Genomic DNA, 17,181 nt, shown 5'->3' with positions numbered 1-17,181 from the left:
GGTGGTTCCGTGTCCAAGGGTGTGCTGGTTTCGTTGGTGGCGTCGCTGCTGTTCGGCGTGATGTATTACGGCAGCCCGCACCTGGCACCGCTGCAGGGACAGGACATCTTCGGCTGGCGCGTGCTGTTCGCCGTGCCGCTGGTGGCGCTGATGCTGCGGGTGAGCGGCGAGCGCACGTTGATACCAGGCACCTTGCAACGCCTGCGCACCGACCGCCGGCTCTGGCTGGCGATGCCGGCCTGCGCGGCGATGGTCGGGGTGCAGTTGTGGCTGTTCCTGTGGGCACCGCTGCACGGGCGGGCGTTGCAGGTGTCGATGGGCTACTTCCTGCTGCCGCTGGTGATGGTGCTGGTCGGGCGCGTGGTCTATGGCGAATGCCTGTCGCCGCTGCAGCGGCTGGCGGTGGCCAGCGCCGCGTTCGGCGTGGGTTGGGCGCTGCTGCGCAACCACGGCCTGTCGTGGGAGATGCTGCTGGTGGCATTGGGCTACCCGGCGTACTTCCTGGTGCGCCGGCACCTGGGCATCGCCCACCTGGGCGGCTTCTGGGTGGAGCTGGTGCTGTTGCTGCCGGTGGCGGGGTGGGCCGCGATCGGGGACGGCCAGGCGCTGCTGCAGATGCTGGCGCAGCGCCCGGCGCTGTATGCATTGATCCCGTTGCTGGGCGTGGTCAGCGCGGTGGCGCTGATGTGCTACGTGCTGGCGGCGAAGATGCTGTCCTTCAGCCTGTTCGGGCTGCTGACCTACGTCGAGCCGGTGCTGTTGATGCTGGCCGCACTGTTGCTCGGCGAGAGCGTCGGGCAGGGCCAGTGGCCGACCTACATCGCGATCTGGATCGCGGTGGCCCTGCTGGCGCTGGAAGGCGGCATGAAGCTGCGCCGCCGCCGGTTCAACGGCGGCTGTAGCGGTCCCTGAGATAGCGCTGGACATCGGCACGGGTCATCGGCGTGCCGTCGTGGCTGACGGCGCTGAAGTCCACGCCGTTCTCCCAGAGCTGGAGCGCGTTGACCACGGCGATGTTCTCCGAAGCGGTGCGTTCCTGCAGCCCCAGCAGGTAAGCATTGAAGCCGGCCTCGCGCAGCCAGGAGTCGTAGCTGGCGTCGTGATCGGTGGCGAACTGCATCTGGTAATGGCACTGCTCGCGGTCCGGCGACGGGCGTGCGTCGCACTGTGCATCCCAGGCATGCAGGCCGATCACCGCGTCCGGCTCCAGCTGGCGCTGCGCACCGGCGGCCCAGAGGGCAACGCACATGCTGGCGCAGTGCGAGCTGACCCGCACGATCAGGTTGCGGCGGCGGATCATCCGCGCCGCTTCCAGGCCGGGCTTGGCGTAACCGCCGCCACTGGTGATGTCGATGCGTTGCAGCGAAGGGTTGGCGTCCAGCGCCGCCTGCAGGTCCTGGGCGAAGTTGCGGCCGACGCTGCCCGTGATGCGCAGCACGCGGCCCTGTTCGCCCACCGTCATGCGCGCTTCGTCCAGGGTGGCCAGCGTGGTGGACTTCTCACCCTGCACGACGTGCGCCTCCGAGCGTGCCGCGCCGCGCGAAGACGCGGCTGCGGGGCCGGGCGTCGCATCGGCCTGCGCCGTCGCGCCGGCGTCGGGTGCGTCGCGCCTTCCGATGTACCAGGCCAGCACCACCAGCACGCAGGCGCCCAGCATGACCCGGGTGAGGGTCAATCCGCCCTTCCTGGGCTCGGGCCGCCTGCGGGGTGCCGGGCGCATCGGTGCCGGGCGGGCGGGGTCCTGTTCGCTGTGCATCCTGTTCCCTGGGCAGATCGTGGGGTGGCCGGATTCTGATCTGCCCGGCAGGGCACTTCAAGACAAGGATTGGACACCACGGTCGGAGGACACCGCCCGCAGGCTCAGCCGCGATTGGCGCTGGAATGCTGCTCCCATCCGGTCACCACGAACAGGACCACGGTGGTCCACGCATTGGCCACAAGCAGGTTGAAACGCCAGCCGACGATCGCGGTGATCGCAAGAAGTCCCAGGCCGACCAGGTGCGAGACGGGGTAGTGCCCGTGGATCACCCGCTTGTACAGGCCGCTGCCGAGCAGGAACAGCGCTGGTCCCACCACCAGCACCAGCAGGGACGTTCCGTCCATGCGGGCGGTGGGGTGCGCGATGACCAGGTCATTGCCGACCGCGGTGACGATGACGCCCGCCAGGATGAGCACGTGCAGGTAGTGGAACAACGCGGCGTATCGGCCCGGATCCGGTGCGTGGACGATGACCTCGGTCGCTTCCTTCACCGCGACGCCGAAGTAGACACGCCACATCGCCACGCTGCCGGCGAACGCGGCCGTGAACGCGAGCAGCATCGGCATGTCCCAGTGGTGGGCGTGGCCCAGCGTTGCGCCCGCGACCAGGACCGACTCGCCCAGCGCGACGATCATGAACAAGGCACAGCGCTCGACGATGTGCCCGCCTTCCACCGTCCAGTCGCGCTCGCTGTTCGAACGGCCCAGGCCCGGCAGCGGGAAGCCGAACATCGGGGACAGGTACTCGCAGGCCACGGCCACCGCCCACAGGAGCATCCGTGGCGTGCCTTGCTGCAGGCCGCCGGCGATCCAGAACACCGCGCTGATGCAGGCCCAACCGAGGATGCGCGTGTAGTTGGAGGCCAGCGGCGCGTTGCCCAGGCTGAGGCGGATGTACAGGGCGCGCCCCACCTGCATCAGCGCATAGCAGCCGGCGAAGAGGAGACCGCGCTGGCCAAAGGCGTCCGGCAGGGCCGCGGCCATCCCCAGCGAGACGAACATGAGCCCGAACAGCATGCGGCGGATGCGTGGGGACTCGGGGTCGAACCAGTTGGTGATCCAGCAGGTGTACTGCCATCCCAGCCAGACCGCGAACCACAGCAGCAGCGCCTGGGCGGCGCCGAGCGGGGTCAGGTTGCCCAGCAGGAAGTGCGATACCTGGGTGACCGCAAAGACATAGACCAGGTCGAAGAACAGTTCCGCGTAACCGACCTTGGCCTCATGGCCGTCGCGCACGCGGAGCATGGAATGGATTCGGGTGTTCACCGGGGCATCCGTGGAGAGGGGTTCGGGGTCACTTGGCCGCGTGCTTCCACGCCAGCCACACCGCCAGCGCCAGTGGCACCAGGTAGATCGCGGCCTGGATCGGCAACTCCTCGCGCAGCGTGTAGCCATGCGACAGGCCCGTGCGCAGGTTCCAGCCGACGACGGCCAGCCACGCCGCGGCGAAGAGCACGGCCGCCATCACGCGTCGTGAGGGGCCCCCCAGCCACGACGCCAGGGCGGCCAGGAGAAGTCCAGCAACGATCAGCAGGGTTGTGCGCATGGTTCAGTCCGTCGCGTTGGGGTGGGTGTTCGTATCCGGCATCGGTGAGGCGTCATCCCCGGGCGCGGGCGGTTCCGTCCACGCGAACAGCCCCAGGCTGCCGGCGATGTCCTTGCCGGCGTAGGGCGGGAAGACGTCCAGCACCTCGTCGGGGTTGCCGATCAACATGGCCTTGGTGTTGCTGAGCGTGTCGAAGCCGGCCTTGCCGTAGTACTTGCCCATCCCCGAGTAGCCGACGCCGCCGAAGGGAAGGCTGTCGATCCAGCAGTGCAGGTTGGTCTGGTTCACGCAGCCGCCGCCGAAGGACACGCTCCCCAGGAAGTAGTCGATGGCCGCCGGGTCCTTGCTGAAGATATAGGCCGCCAGCGGCCTGGGCCTGCGCTTGATGAGGCCGACCACTTCGCGCAGGTCGTCATAGGGGATGACGGGCAGGACCGGGCCGAATACCTCCTGCTGCATGGCCGGGTCGGTCCACGCGGAGGGATACAGCACCGTCGGCTCGACGTACCGGCCGGGGACGTCGAAGCGACCGCCATGCACGACCTTGTCCGGGAGGATGTACGAGGCCACGCGTTCGGCATCATGCTCGCTGATCATCCGCGCGAAATCCGGGCTGTGGCGGGGGTCTTCGCCGTACATATGGATCAACGACCGTCTCAGGCGCGTGATGAACGCATCGGCGATCGAGCGGTGCACGCAGACGTAGCCCGGGGCCACGCACCACTGGCCGGCGATGGCGTTGTGGCCCCAGGCGATCCGGTCCACCGCGATGTCCAGGTTGGCGCTGGCATCGACGACGGTCGGGTTCTGCCCGCCCAGTTCCAGCACGACCGGGGTCAGGTGCTCGGCGGCGGCGCGCAGCACCACCTTGCCGACCGCCGAGCTGCCGGTGAAGAAGATGAAGTCGAACGGCAGTTCCAGCAGCGCCGCGATCTCCTCGCGGCCGCCGGTGACGATGGCGACATCCTCGGGGTTGAAGTGGTTGGTGATGCAGCGGCTCAGCAGTTCGGCGGTCGCCGGGGTGGTGTTGGCCGGTTTCAGGACCACGGTGTTGCCTGCGGCCAGCGCTGCGATGGCGGGGTCCAGCAACAGCAGGATCGGCGCGTTGAAGGGGCCGATGACCAGGGTCACCCCGTACGGCTCCTTGAACACGAGGCCCCGGTTGCCACGGGCCTCCAGTCCCGGCGGGATCGGCACCGGTTGCGGTGCCATCAGGGCCTTCAGGTTGTCCCGGTAGTACTGGATCACGCCCAGCGGGACAGTGATCTCGAACAGCTGCTCGAACGGTGGCTTGCCGAAATCCTGGTGCAGCGCCGCGCAGAGCGCCTGCTGGTGCTCTCGCAGCATCCGTTCCATGCGGTCCAGTTGCTCCAGGCGCCATGCAAGGGACTTGGTGGCATCGGTGTCGAACCGCGCCTTCTGCGCGTCGAAGCAGGACTGGAAACGATTGCTCATCGTGATTACCCCACGCGATTGGCAGCTGAAGGTCCTGTCCATGGAACAGGAAGGGTGACGCGCTTTCCGCGCGTCACCGCCATGCATCAGCGGGTGGTATAGCCACCATTGGCGAAGATGGTCTGCCCGGTGATCCACCAGCCGTCGGTGACCAGGAACTTGACGATCGGCGAGATGTCCTGGATGTCGGTCAGCCCGGTCCTGCTGTACTTGCTCAGTGCCGCGGCGGACTTGTGGTAGGCCACCGCGTCCGGCTGTTCCTGCCCGTAGAAGAACGGCGTATCCATCGGGCCCGGGCCGATGGCGTTGACCGAAATGCCACGCTCGCCGAACTCCTTGGACGCGGCGCGCGTGTAGTGCTCCACGGCGGCCTTGCTGCCCGGGTAGATCGCATAGAACGGCGTGTAGGCGGCCAGCAGGGAGCTGACGATCGTCACGATGTTCCCGCCGTCGGCGAGGACACGCCCGGCCTGCTGGATGAAGAAGAACGCGGCCTTGGCATTGGCGTCGAAGCTCTTGTCGTAGTCGGCCTCGGTGATGTCGGCGATGGGCTTCTTGATGACCACGCCGGCGGTGTTGATGGCGATGTCGACCTGGCCGAAGTGGGCCTTGGCCTGGTCGAACAGCTTCACGTTGTTGTCGACCACCGCCAGGTTTCCCTGGAACAGGGTGGCATCGGCCCCCTTGGCCTTCAGTTCGGCGGCGGTCTTCTCGGCGTCGGCGCGGGAGGCGTCACTGTTGTAGTGGAGGGCGATGCCGCGCGCGCCGGCATCGACGAACTGGTGGGCGATCAGCGCGCCGAGGTTCTTGCCGCCGCCTGCGATCACGGCGACTTTGTTCTTCAGGGAATGGTCGTTCATCTGCATGTTCCTGATGGTAGGGCGGTGGTGATGGCGCTTCCGGCACGCCGGTGGTCGCCGTGTGGCCTCGCTGCGGCGCAGGAGGAGGTGCTTGCAGCTCAGTTGCTGCGGGGTTCGTCCCGCTGTGGAGCGTTCTCCTGGCGCAGGGCATCGAGCAGCCGGGTGAGTTCGGAGCGACTCTCCCGGGAAGCTGCCAGGCGGCTTGCGCCGGTCCTGGCATCGGTGCCACGCAGCCAGCCGGGCGCGGACGGGCCAAGTGCGGCCAAGGCCGCTTCCTGGATGCAGGCCTGCCGCAGCGCGGTGAGGATCGGTTGCAGTTCACGCAGCGTCCTCACCCGCAGCGCCGGGGTGCTGCGCTCGTTATGCGCCTGGCGCCGCAACTGCACGGCAGCGGCGGCCAGCAGCGCGGCGCTCAACGGGTCCGTCTGGCTGATCTGGGCCGAACGCTGTGCGACCCGTTCGTGCAGATCGAACGTCGAGAGGTCCTGGGGAAGGTGCGGATGCATCAATGCCTGCAGTTCCCCGAAGCTCGGGGTTCGCGGGTTGGGCGGCACGGGCGCGGTGCCTGTCATCGCGGGACGTGTTGCATCCGACGAGGCGTGGCCCGCACGTGGCGTGTCGGCGGGAGGCGAAGGCGCGCGACGCGGCGATGCGTGACGGGGAGGGTGTTTCCTCATCGTTTATCACCGACGGGGTGAGGAAGCATGCGTGAACATCATGTCAATAGCCCTTATCTTCCGTTGCCAACAGGTACGGGATGGCGGGGTCATGCTTGCTGCGACGTCAACGCAATGCCGCACGCCTTCAGGGCCAGGGCATCGATCTGATGACATTGCTCGCCTGTGTCCTGCGTTGCACGGTTCAGGTAGAGGCTGGCAGACATGCGGCGTATTTCCTGCAGGGTCTGGACACGTTGTTGGGTGCTGAGCGAGGCGTTGCCCAGTGACTCGATCAGGGCGTGGATCTGTTCGATGCTCGGGTGTGTCACGGCGGTGTGTTCTTCGCGTTGGTGTGTCGGGCCCCTGCGGCGCCCTGCTGGGCTTCGTCCGGGGTGAAGTGATCTGTCAGGACGTTGCGGGGATCAGGTTGACGTGCTGAAAACGGTTGGCGTGCTCAATTCCATGCTTGTCTATCCCGTGAAGTCCGTCGGTGCGGTCAGCAGCTACAAGTTGCATCTGACGGACTGGCCCGAGGTCTGCCTGCCGGGTTCGGAGTACTCCAGGGAGAAGCTCAACGCGGCGCTCAGGGCGGCCGTACGCGAGCACATGCGGGTCGGAAAGCTCATCCCGCTGCCACGGAGCCGGCCACGGGACGGTATCGACGCGCGCCTGTCGGCAGCTGAGTCGATGAAGGTGCTGGTCCTCAATGAAATGGTGAGAAGCGGTGCCTCCTGTCATTCCCTGGCGCAGACCCTGTGCATGCCCGTGGATTTCATCAGGGCCGGCCTGGACATCTCGCAGCCGTTGAACATCGACCTGCTCGAGAGAATCGTCGGTGCACTGGGGCGGCGTTGGGTGGCCTACATCGCGTGAGACCGGTGGTCGGGCACGCTGTGCTTGACGCTCCGGACACCACCGCTGGATCATGCACGGGCGGGGTGCGTCAGGGTTTCGGGGATGTTGCTCCTTGCAGAGACTGGGGCAGCTTTAAGCTACAAAAGCGGGTGCTTGAATACACGCATCGTTTGTCACCGCGGCGGTGATAAACGGTGAGGAATGGCCGTTGTGTCTGTTCTGTTTCGGCGCCTGGGGGGTGCGCGGCGATGGCCGGCACCGCGCCAGGCCGGTGGATGCCAGGAGACTCCCATCAAGTACGATTTTTTCCTCGGTCGGGTCCGGCGATGGTTGTCGGACATCCCTGTCCACGATCCGGTTGATCGTCGCAATGCCCCCTTCCTGCAGGTGCTCCTGCTGTTCCTCGGGGTGTTCATCCCGCTCAACAAGTCGCTGTTCCTGTATGCCGTGCTGAGCGGTCGCTGGTCGGGGGACCTGCCCGGCTGGACGGCGCTGGCCGCCGACCTGACCACAGACGTGCTGATGGTCGCCGCCGCATGGACGTGCGTGTGGCTGATCCGGCGTGGCCGTTTTCGCCAAGGGGTACACGTGTTCCTCGGCGTGGTGATGCTGTCGATGGCGATCATCTACATCACCACCGGCATGGTCGGGCTGAGGTTCGACCCCATGCCGATGATCCTGCTGGCGCTGGGGGGCCTGATCCTGGGGCGGCGGACGCTGTGGATCACGCTGGCCACGTTGCTGGGGATCGTCGCGGCGACCCTGGTCGCCGACTTCGTGCGTGCGGCGCTCGGCGGCGGGGCGATGCCGGTCGCGGGGCTGGGCAAGGCCGTGTCGCTGGCCGGCATCTGGCTGATCATCGCCATCGCGCTGGACCGCACCGTGGCCGCGCTGCGCAACAGCCTGGAGGAATCCAACGCCCGTGGGCAGGCGCTGGCGCTGGCCTACGAACGGCTCCAGGAAGAAGTCCGCGAGCGCGAACGCACGCGCGACCAGCTCGTCCACGCGCAGAAGATGGAGGCAGTGGGCCGCCTGGCCAGTGGCGTGGCCCACGACTTCAACAACGTGCTGGGCATCATCCTGAGTTATGCCGCGCAGCGGGAACGATTGGCCGACAGGGGCGCGCCGGCACTCTATGAGGCGCTGGGCGACGTGGACCTGGCCGCCAGGCGGGCGTTGACCATCAGCCGGAAGCTGTTGAGCTTCAGTCGGCAGGAAGTCGCACGGCCGGAGGTGTTCGACGCGGCGGCGTCACTGCGCGAACTGATGCCGATGCTGAAGCAGCTGTTCGGGGCGCGGGTCCGACTGCAGCTGGAGTACGCCGATGGCGCGTTGCCGGTGCGGATGGACATCGATCGCTTCGGGCTGGTGATCATCAACATCGCCGCCAACGCGAGGGATGCCATCACCGATACCGGCACGTTCCGCATCCAGGCAGGCCGGCTGGACGGGGCCTGGGTATGCCTGGACCTGACCGATGACGGCAAGGGCATGCCGGAAGACGTGCGCACGCAGGCCTTCGAACCCTTCTTCACCACCAAGCCGAGCGGGATGGGGACTGGCCTGGGCTTGTCCGTGGTGCGCGACATGCTGCTGGAGGCCGGCGGAAAGATCGACCTCGTTGGCCCGCCGGCGCAGGGCACGACGGTGCGGATCCTGCTGCCGCTGGCCATGGATGGGGAGACCGCTCAGCTGGCGAGCACGTAGCCCTTTCCGCGGACCGAGAGCAACGGCAATGGCGGGGCATCGGGCGCGGCGGCGGCGGCCTTGCGGCGGACGCGGTGCACCAGGGCTTCCAGGCGATGCGGGTCGAAGTCCGAAGCGTCATCGGTCAATGCGTCGATCAGCCGCTCCCGCTCCACGGTCTGGCCGCGATGGCGGGCCAGCAGGGCCAGCAGTGAACGCTCCGGGGTGGTCAGGGCGATGATCCTGCCGGTGGGCGTTTCCAGGCACCAGCCATCGGAGAGCAGCCGCCACGTGCCGGGCGGTTCCGTTGGCACCGTGCCGGTTGCCGTGCGTGGCAGGCGGCGCGACAGGCTGTGCAGGGTGACGGCGATGATCTCGACGTCCACGGGCTTGGCCAGATAGATGTCCGCCCCGTCGCGCAGGGCGCGCAGGTGGTTCTCGCGGTTCCCGGTGCCGGTCAGCATGACGATGCCCAGCCCGGGCTGGATGCGGCGCAGGTGCGAGGCGATGCTCAGGCCGTCCTCGCCCGGCAGGGCGATGTCCAGGATGACCACATCGAAGGCCTCGGCCAGCAGGCCCCGATACAGTTCCGTGGCATCGCCATATCCCTGGACGTTGAACCCATGGTCGCGCAGGCCGGGAAGCAGGATGCGATCACGCAGCAGCGCGTCGTCCTCCGTGACCGCGACCTTCAGCGGTGGCTCCGGAAGGTCGGGCGTGGGCGTGGTTCTGTCGTTCAAGTGGGGGCGTGATCGTTGACCGTCGCGCCAGCCTACTGCAGTCACCGGGGCTTTTGTAAGCGACCCGGCCGGCGACCGCGGCAGGCCGGTCGCCGGAGGCGGCGATGACGCCGCGGGGTACCGCGCGTGCCGGCCCGGTGGCCGGTCAGCACTCGATGACGTTGACGGCCAGGCCGCCGCGGCTGGTTTCCTTGTACTTGTCCTGCATGTCGCGGCCGGTGTCGCGCATGGTCTTGATGACCTTGTCCAGCGACACCTTGTGCTTGCCGTCGCCGCGCATGGCCATGCGGCTGGCGTTGATCGCCTTGACCGCGCCCATCGCGTTGCGCTCGATGCAGGGGATCTGCACCAGCCCGCCGATCGGGTCGCAGGTCAGGCCGAGGTTGTGCTCCATGCCGATCTCGGCGGCATTCTCGATCTGGCCCGGGTTGCCGCCCAGCGCGGCCATCAGCCCGCCGGCCGCCATCGAGCAGGCCACGCCCACTTCGCCCTGGCAACCGACCTCGGCGCCGGAGATGGAGGCGTTCTCCTTGTAGAGGATGCCGATCGCCGCGGCGGTGAGCAGGAAGTCGAACACGCCCTGCTCGGTGCTGCCGGGGCAGAAGCGGTCGTAGTAATGCAGCACCGAGGGGATGATGCCGGCCGCGCCGTTGGTGGGCGCGGTGACCACGCGGCCACCGGCGGCGTTTTCCTCGTTGACCGCCAGCGCGTACAGGTTGACCCAGTCCAGCGTGGTCAGCGGGTCGCGCATGGCTGCTTCCGGGCGCGCGGACAGCTCGCGGTACAGCGTGGGCGCGCGGCGGCTGACGTGCAGGCCGCCGGGCAGGGTGCCCTCGGAGCGGATACCGCGCGTCACGCAGGACTGCATGGCGTCCCAGATCTCGCGCAGGCCGGCGCGGATCTCGTCCTCGCTGCGCCAGCACTTCTCGTTCTCGAACATCATCTGCGCGATGCTCAGGCCGCTGCGCGCGGCCTGCGCCAGCAGCTCGTCGCCGCTCTTGAACGGGTAGGGGATGGGCGTCTGGTCGGGGACGATGCGGTCGTCGGCGGCATCGTCCTCGTTGACCACGAAGCCACCGCCGACGGAGTAATAATCGCGGGTGGCGATGATCTGGTCGTCTGCGTCGTAGGCGGTGAAGCGCATGCCGTTGGTGTGGTACGGCAGCTTCTGGCGCTTGTTCATGAGCAGGTCGCGCTTCTCGTCGAAGGCGATTTCGTGCTGGCCCATCAGGTGGATGCGCTTGGTGGTGCGGATGCGCTCGAGCGCGGCCGGGATGATGTCCGGGTCGATCAGGTTGGGACGGTGGCCTTCCAGGCCGAGCAGCACCGCCTTGTCGGTGCCGTGCCCCTTGCCGGTCAACGCCAGCGAGCCGAACACCTCGGCGCGGATGCGCACGGTGTCCTGCAGGCGGCCCTGGTCGAGCAGCCAGCGGTGCACGAAACGCTCGGCCGCGCGCATCGGGCCCACGGTGTGTGACGAACTCGGGCCGATGCCGATCTTGAACAGGTCGAACGTGCTGACGGACATGCGTGCTTCTGCGTACTGCGTGGAGAGGGCCGCTATTCTACGTGCTGGCGGCGGCGGGCCATGCCTGCAGCGCAGCATTCCAACCACAGGGCAGCGGCATGAGCGGATTGGTGTTGTTCCAGCGCGATGATTGTCATCTGTGCGACCAGGCGCTGGCGGTGCTGGCGCAGGCACGCGCACCGGCGTTCGAAAGCGTGTTCATCGATGACGACGCGCCGCTGGAGGCGCGCTACGGGACGCGTGTGCCGGTGCTGCGCGATGGCGCCGGGCGCGAACTGGAATGGCCGTTTGACGCGGCCAGCGTGCAGCGTTGGCTGAAGCAGTAGCGCGCAGCCGGGCCGATGAGGCCCGTGCCGGGCGTGGCTCGGCACGGACAACAGCGGCGCGATGGCCGGCAGCGCGGAGCCACGCTCCGCTGCACCGGCACCACGCAGGGGCGTGGCTTACTTGGCGTTGAGCTTGACGATGGTGCTGATCGCCGTTTCGTTGGGGATGGTCTTGGTATCGGTCCAGTCGCCGCCGCCCACGCCGAAGTCCAGGCGCTTGACGGTGGCCTTGCCGGTCAGCACCGGCTGCGCGCCCGGCGCCCAGGTGAAGGTCAGCGTGACCGGCTTGCTGACGCCCCGCAGTTCCAGCGTGCCATCGGCGGCGAACTGGTTGTTGCCCAGGGCGCGGAAGCCGTTGGCGGTGTAACGGGCCTGGGCGAACTGGGCCACGTTGAAGAAATCCGCCCCCTGCAGGGTGGAGTCGCGGTCGGTGTTGCCGCTGCGGGCGCCGGCCAGCGGGATGCTGACATCGAGCTTGCCGGCGGCCGGGTTGGCCGGATCGAAGCTGACCTGGGTCTGGAAGCCCGGGAAGGTGCCGGTGAAGACTTCGCCGTCGTACTTGGTGGCGAATACCAGGATCGAGCCGGTCCCCGGTGCCTGCACGTAGTCGGCGGCCATGGCCGGGGCGACGGCCAGCATGCCGGCCAGGGCGGCGGCGACGGCGGCCGGGGAGGTGAGTTTGATGTTCATGCGGATTCCTTTTGCGGGGTGCTGAGCCAGCCTTGCGGCAGCATGCGGGTGAGGGTGGCGTCACGCTGGTGAACGTGATGGAAAACGGCGGCGCCGGCATGGCCAAGCACCAACAGGATCAAGGCCCAGAAGCCCCATTCATGGATCAGGTGCGAGACCTGCGCGGCCGATTCGCTCGGCGCGACCAGCTTGGGCATCTCGACCAGCCCGAACAGCTTGAACGGGCGCAGGCCGCTGGCCGAGTCGTACAGCCAGCCCGACAGCGGGATGGCGAACATCATCACGTACAGCAGCCAGTGGGTGAGGCTGGCCACACGCTCCTGCCAGCCCGGTGTGCCCGGCACCGGTTCGGGCGCGCCGGCGTACAGGCGCCAGCCCAGGCGCGCGACGACCAGCACCAGCACGGTGATGCCGATCGACTTGTGCATCGTGTAGATCCAGAAGTACTTCGGGGTCTTGGGAAACTCGCCCATGACCAGGCCAACGATGCCCAGCGCCAGGATCAGCAGGGCGATCAGCCAGTGCAGGGATTTGCTGACGCTTCCCCATTGCTGGGCGGTGTTCTTAGTGGTCATGGCGTGGTTCCGTCTGTGTGGCGTGTTTCAGCGCGGCATCGGCCGCGTCCTGGAGGGAAGTGTCCTGCGCGTCGGCAGGGGTGTCGGTGTCCGGCGCGGGCGCGGAGGCGTTGTCGTCACGCACCGCTTCGGCCTCGATGCGCAGCTCCACGCGGTCGCCGATGACCGACTTCCATGCGTCGATGCCGAAGTCGGCGCGGCTCAGCGCGGTGGTGGCGGAGAACCCGGCGGTGCGGCGGAATGGCGGCAGCGGGTGACGCTTCACCGCATTGAGGGTGACCTCCAGCACCACCGCGCGGGTGACGCCGTGCAGGGTGAGCTGGCCATGGACGCGCGCATGGGTGGCGTCAACGGCCTCCACGCGGTCGGAGACGAAGCGCGCCCGCGGGAAGCGCTCGCCGTCGAGCAGGTTGCGCGCCAGCGTGGCCTGGTTCCATTTCGCATCCCCCAGGTCGACCCGGGTGAGTGGCACGGTGACGTCCAGCCGGGCGCTGCTCCAGTCCTGCGGGTCGAAGTGCAGCACGCCCTCGCTGCCCGAGACCGTGCCCAGCGCCTGCGAGAACCCGGCGTGCTCGATCGCGAACAGCACCCGCGTATGCACCGGGTCCAGCCGGTACGGCTCGGGTGCCGCAGCGGCCGCCAGCGGCAGCAGCCCCAGTGCCAGCATCAGGATGGGTCGCAACAAGGTCCCGGCTCCCCGGTTTCGGAATGGGCATGATTCTAGGCACAGTTGGGCGGAGGTTTGTGCGTACACGCTGCAACGGTTTGTTACAGCTGTCTGTGGTTCCGGCGGTGACGGGAGGGGAACTTTTTTGCTCCGCCTCCGCATGGACGCTAAAGTCGCAGCCTTGCGCGGGGCTGGGACGGCGGGGAGTGGCCGTTGCAGGGGCGCAAATGGACAGGCGAGGAGCAACGGACGTGTGATGAAGCGGTTCCTGGGAATTACCGGGCTGGCACTGCTGCTGTGGCTGGCCGTCGCGCCGGCGATGGCCGCGGTACTGGCCGAGACGCCGAACATGCGCCGGCTGGGGGTCGCCGAAGGCCTGCCATCGCGGATGGTGCTGGCCCTGGCGCAGGACCGCCAGGGATACGTCTGGGCGGCCACCGATGATGGCCTGGCCCGCTACGACGGCCACCAGCTGCGGGTCTGGCGCCAGGACCCCGACGATCCGGACTCGCTGCCCGGCAACGTGCTGGAGACCCTGCTGATCGACCCGCAGGATCGGGTCTGGCTGGGTGCCAACGGCGCCGGGCTGATCATGCTCGATGCCCAGCGCAAGGCGTTCCAGCGTTTCCAGGCCGTCGAGGAACGCTGCACCGAACAGGTCTGGGCACTGGCCTCGGTGGAGGGCGAGATGTGGGTTGGCAGCTCCGGCACCGGCATCTGCCGGCTGCATGCCGATGGCCGCGTGACCCAGTACCGGCATGTTCCCGGTGACCCGCACAGCCTGCCCGACGACACCATCTATTCGCTGCTGCTCGGCAGTGACGGCGCGTTGTGGATCGGCACCGCCGATGGCCTGGCCCGCCGCGCGCCGGGTAGCGAGCAGTTCACCCGCATCGTCGCGCCGCTGCTGGCCGGCAAGACCATCATCCGCATGAGCGCCGACCGTGACGGCGGGTTCTGGGCCGGCACCGAGAGCGGGCTGTTCCGCGTGCTGGACAATGGACTGGTGTTCCCCGCGCCGTGGCCGCAGGCCCAGCAGTCGCGGGCAGCGGTGCTGCTGCACGACCGCGACGGCGGGTACTGGATGGGAACCTCCAACGGCCTGTACCGCGGTGATGGCAAGCAGTTGACGCTGCTGGCCGGCGGGCGCGGCAGCGACTTCCTGACCGAGCACAGTGGCGTGCTGGACCTGCTGCAGGATCACGAAGGCGGTGTCTGGACGGCCCTGCTGACCCAGGGCCTGGCCTACCTGCGACCGGACTGGAAGCGCTTTTCCACCGTCTCGCGGCTGGACGGCAAACCGCTGGAAAGCCTGTACATGCGCAGCGGTGCGGCCGATGGCGACGGCTTTTTGGTCGGTGGCGCGCACGGGGTCTACCGGCTCGATGGCAGCGGGCAGCTGCAGCAGCTGGCCGACGAGGCGCGGTTGGGCGTGGGCGGGATCTGGTCGGTGCTGCGTGGCGCCGATGGACAGGTCTGGGCGGGGCGGGCCGGCAGCCTGGTGCTGTTCCGGCCCGAAGGCCAGGGGCGCCGGGTCGTGGACCTGGGCGTCGGCAGCGATCCGCAGTTCCGCGCCGACCTGATGCGCCGCGCCGCCGACGGCAGCGTGTGGTTGTCGATCATCGGATACGGCCTGCAGCACCGTGCCGCGAACGGTGAGCTGTTGGCCACCTATCCGGCCGGCGCGTCGCCGGGCCTGCCCGACAAGCTGGTCGAGCAGTTGCTGATCGACCGCAACGGCACGGTGTGGCTGACCGGCGCGGCCGGCGTGCTGTACTTCGACGGCACCCGCTTCATCACGTTGCAGGGCGTGTCGCGGGGGGGCGTGTATGACATCGCCTTCGTCCCGGACGGAACGGTCTGGCTGGCGCGCGACGGCGCGCTGGAGCACTACCGCCGCGAAGGCGACCGCCTCGTGCTGCAGCAGCGGCTGGGCAATGCGGAGGGCGTGCCGGCGGTGATGATGGGCGGGCTGGTACTGGGGTGCTCCGGACAGCTGTGGGCCACCACCCCGCGCGGCCTGCTGCTGTGGCAGCCGGGGGCGCGGCGCGTGCGCTTGCTCGGCGGTGCCGATGGCCTGCCGGACGCGGAGTTCTCGCCACGCCCCCCGGCGATGGGCGGTTGCGACGCAGCGCTGGCGGTGCAGGCCAGTGGCCTGGTGGTATTCAACCCGGACCAGGTGGCGCAGCCGCTGCCAGCCTCCAAGCTGGTGATCGGTTCGGTGCATGTGCGCCGCGATGACGCGGTCAGCGAACAGGCGCTCAGCGGGGAGGTGATCCACCTGGGGGCCGGCGACCGTGACCTGCGCGTGCAGGCACGGCTGATGTCCTTCGCCGATCTGGCCAGCCACCGCTTCCGCTTCCGCGTGGAGGGCTACGACCAGAACTGGGTGGAGGTCAGTGCCGAAGGCGAGCGGGTGCTGTCGCGGCTGCCGCCCGGGCACTATCGCCTGGAGGTGCAGGGCGCGGCCGGCGACAGCGGCTGGACGCCGGTGCAGGCCTTGACGGTGGAAGTGGCCTCGCCCTGGTGGCTCAGCGGTACGGCGATCGCCGCCTGGGTGGCGGTGCTGGCCCTGCTGGTCAGCGCGGCGCTGCTGGCCTACCGTCGCCGCGTGCGCCGGCGTAGTGCATGGCAACTGGCCCTGCACAAGCAGGAGCTGGCCGAACAGGCCTCCCTGGCCAAGACCCGCTTCCTGGCCACGCTGGGCCATGAGGTGCGCACGCCGATGACCGGCGTGCTGGGCATGAGCGAGCTGCTGCTGGACACCGACCTGGATCCCCGCCAGCGGCGTTATGCCGGTGCCATCCAGCAGGCCGGTTCGCACCTGTTGCGGCTGCTCAACGACGCGTTGGACCTGGCCCGCGTCGAGTCGGGCAAGCTCGAGCTGGACAACCAGCCGTTCAATTTCAGCAAGGTGCTGGAGGAAGTAGTGGCGCTGATGGCGCCGATGGCCGAGCGGCGCGGCCTGGCGTTCGAGTACGCGCCGGGCTTCGACGGCACGGTCGAGGTGACCGGCGATGCCATGCGCCTGCGCCAGATCGTGATGAACCTGCTGAGCAACGCCATCAAGTTCACCGAGCAGGGCAAGGTGCGACTGGAGGTGGCATTGCTGCCGGACAACACCGGCCTGCGCCTGACCGTCAGCGACACCGGGCCGGGCATCAACGACGAGCAGCAGGCGCGCCTGTTCCAGCGCTTCGAGCAGGCCGATGGCTGGCGCACCGCCTCGCGTTATGGCGGCAGTGGCCTGGGGCTGGCGATCTGCCAGGAGCTGGCGGCGGCGATGGGGGGCAACATCCGTGTCAGCAGCCGCCTGGGCGAAGGGGCCAGCTTCCAGGTGGAGCTGCCGCTGCACTGGGTGCAGGGCGTGCAGGCCCCGCAGGAGGGCGACGCGGAGGCTGCGGCCGGCAGCGAGCCGCTGCGGATCCTGCTGGTGGAGGACGACCCGACCGTCGCCCAGGTCATCGCCGGCCTGCTGCGCGCGCGCGGGCATACCGTGGTGCATGCGCCGCACGGCCTCGCCGCGCTGGGCGAAGTGGCCGAGCAGGCGTTCGACATCGGCCTGTTCGACCTGGACCTGCCCGCGCTCGATGGCATGGCGCTGGCCCGACAGTTGCGTGCGTCCGGGCACCTGTTCCCGTTGATCGCGGTCACCGCGCGTTCGGATGGCCAGGCCGAGCAGTTGGCGGCGGCGGCGGGGATGGAAGGGTTCCTGCGCAAGCCGGTCACCGGCCAGCTGCTGGCGACCACCATCACGCAGGTGTTGTTACGCTCACGCGCCCAACGTGGTGGGGGACCGGCCCTGGCCGGGTTGCCGATGCACGAGGAATGACGGG

Annotated in this window: 17 protein-coding genes; 5 read left to right on the top strand and 12 right to left on the bottom strand. The window is 68.5% G+C overall.

What is annotated here, in order from left to right; genetic code table 11:
- Window positions 1-9: 9 nt before the first annotated feature.
- On the top strand, window positions 10-912 hold the full coding sequence (rarD, locus tag ATCM_RS14925) for an EamA family transporter RarD (RefSeq protein WP_132865267.1): 903 nt from the start codon (window positions 10-12) through the stop codon (window positions 910-912).
- On the opposite strand, the gene ATCM_RS14920 is transcribed toward rarD, so the two are convergent.
- From ATCM_RS14920 to ATCM_RS14890, 7 genes are all read right to left on the bottom strand, one after another.
- The gene (locus tag ATCM_RS14920; protein ID WP_132865266.1) at window positions 887-1,675 is read right to left on the bottom strand and encodes a hypothetical protein; all 789 of its coding nucleotides are present in this window, start codon (window positions 1,673-1,675) and stop codon (window positions 887-889) included. The genes rarD and ATCM_RS14920 overlap by 26 nt on opposite strands.
- A gap of 185 nt (window positions 1,676-1,860) precedes the next feature.
- On the bottom strand, window positions 1,861-3,024 hold the full coding sequence (locus ATCM_RS14915; RefSeq protein ID WP_207911818.1) for a low temperature requirement protein A: 1,164 nt from the start codon (window positions 3,022-3,024) through the stop codon (window positions 1,861-1,863).
- 28 nt (window positions 3,025-3,052) lie between these two features.
- Entirely contained in the window at window positions 3,053-3,304 is a 252-nt protein-coding gene (locus ATCM_RS14910) for a hypothetical protein (protein WP_132865265.1), read from the bottom strand.
- Between the two features lie 3 nt (window positions 3,305-3,307).
- Window positions 3,308-4,759 (bottom strand): aldehyde dehydrogenase family protein, encoded by a 1,452-nt coding sequence (locus ATCM_RS14905; RefSeq protein WP_132865264.1) that lies wholly within the window; start codon window positions 4,757-4,759, stop codon window positions 3,308-3,310.
- An 86-nt stretch (window positions 4,760-4,845) separates the two neighbouring features.
- Window positions 4,846-5,619: an SDR family oxidoreductase gene (locus tag ATCM_RS14900; protein ID WP_132865263.1), complete on the bottom strand. Its 774-nt coding sequence runs from the start codon at window positions 5,617-5,619 to the stop codon at window positions 4,846-4,848.
- A 98-nt stretch (window positions 5,620-5,717) separates the two neighbouring features.
- Window positions 5,718-6,125 carry a hypothetical protein gene (locus ATCM_RS14895; RefSeq protein ID WP_132865262.1) on the bottom strand — a complete coding sequence of 136 codons (408 nt, stop codon included), beginning with the start codon at window positions 6,123-6,125 and terminating at the stop codon, window positions 5,718-5,720.
- A 260-nt stretch (window positions 6,126-6,385) separates the two neighbouring features.
- A complete protein-coding gene (locus tag ATCM_RS14890) occupies window positions 6,386-6,607 on the bottom strand; it encodes a hypothetical protein (protein ID WP_132865261.1) in 222 nt (73 codons plus the stop codon).
- A gap of 103 nt (window positions 6,608-6,710) precedes the next feature.
- Here ATCM_RS14890 and ATCM_RS14885 point away from each other — a divergent pair, with 103 nt between their 5' ends.
- Complete coding sequence (locus ATCM_RS14885) at window positions 6,711-7,151, top strand: hypothetical protein (RefSeq protein WP_132865260.1); 441 nt, start codon at window positions 6,711-6,713, stop codon at window positions 7,149-7,151.
- 312 nt (window positions 7,152-7,463) lie between these two features.
- Window positions 7,464-8,840 (top strand): ATP-binding protein, encoded by a 1,377-nt coding sequence (locus ATCM_RS14880; protein ID WP_165931195.1) that lies wholly within the window; start codon window positions 7,464-7,466, stop codon window positions 8,838-8,840.
- On the opposite strand, the gene ATCM_RS14875 is transcribed toward ATCM_RS14880, so the two are convergent.
- Together ATCM_RS14875 and ATCM_RS14870 are read right to left on the bottom strand one after the other, a co-directional pair.
- Window positions 8,822-9,559 (bottom strand): response regulator transcription factor, encoded by a 738-nt coding sequence (locus tag ATCM_RS14875; RefSeq protein WP_243694028.1) that lies wholly within the window; start codon window positions 9,557-9,559, stop codon window positions 8,822-8,824. The two genes, ATCM_RS14880 and ATCM_RS14875, sit on opposite strands and share 19 nt — an antisense overlap.
- A 145-nt stretch (window positions 9,560-9,704) precedes the next feature.
- Window positions 9,705-11,087 carry an L-serine ammonia-lyase gene (locus ATCM_RS14870; protein WP_132865258.1) on the bottom strand — a complete coding sequence of 461 codons (1,383 nt, stop codon included), beginning with the start codon at window positions 11,085-11,087 and terminating at the stop codon, window positions 9,705-9,707.
- Between the two features lie 98 nt (window positions 11,088-11,185).
- On the opposite strand from ATCM_RS14870, the gene ATCM_RS14865 reads away from it, so the two are divergent.
- A complete protein-coding gene (locus ATCM_RS14865) occupies window positions 11,186-11,413 on the top strand; it encodes a glutaredoxin family protein (RefSeq protein WP_132865257.1) in 228 nt (75 codons plus the stop codon).
- A 117-nt stretch (window positions 11,414-11,530) separates the two neighbouring features.
- On the opposite strand, the gene ATCM_RS14860 is transcribed toward ATCM_RS14865, so the two are convergent.
- The 3 genes from ATCM_RS14860 to ATCM_RS14850 are packed head-to-tail and all read right to left on the bottom strand — an operon-like array spanning window position 11,531 to window position 13,345.
- The gene (locus tag ATCM_RS14860; protein ID WP_132865256.1) at window positions 11,531-12,103 is read right to left on the bottom strand and encodes a YceI family protein; all 573 of its coding nucleotides are present in this window, start codon (window positions 12,101-12,103) and stop codon (window positions 11,531-11,533) included.
- Complete coding sequence (locus ATCM_RS14855; RefSeq protein ID WP_132865255.1) at window positions 12,100-12,678, bottom strand: cytochrome b; 579 nt, start codon at window positions 12,676-12,678, stop codon at window positions 12,100-12,102. The genes ATCM_RS14860 and ATCM_RS14855 overlap by 4 nt, the downstream gene beginning before the upstream one ends.
- Entirely contained in the window at window positions 12,668-13,345 is a 678-nt protein-coding gene (locus tag ATCM_RS14850) for a YceI family protein (protein WP_132866198.1), read from the bottom strand. The genes ATCM_RS14855 and ATCM_RS14850 overlap by 11 nt, the downstream gene beginning before the upstream one ends.
- Window positions 13,346-13,601: 256 nt before the next feature.
- Between ATCM_RS14850 and ATCM_RS14845 the strand changes: the two genes are divergently transcribed.
- Window positions 13,602-17,177 (top strand): ATP-binding protein, encoded by a 3,576-nt coding sequence (locus ATCM_RS14845; protein ID WP_132865254.1) that lies wholly within the window; start codon window positions 13,602-13,604, stop codon window positions 17,175-17,177.
- Window positions 17,178-17,181 lie beyond the last annotated feature (4 nt).

This window comes from Stenotrophomonas sp. ATCM1_4 (assembly GCF_004348115.1).
Classification (GTDB): Bacteria; Pseudomonadota; Gammaproteobacteria; order Xanthomonadales; family Xanthomonadaceae; genus Stenotrophomonas; species Stenotrophomonas capsici.
The sequence above is the reverse complement of the archived record's forward strand: the minus strand, read 5'-3'. Positions and strand labels throughout refer to the sequence as shown.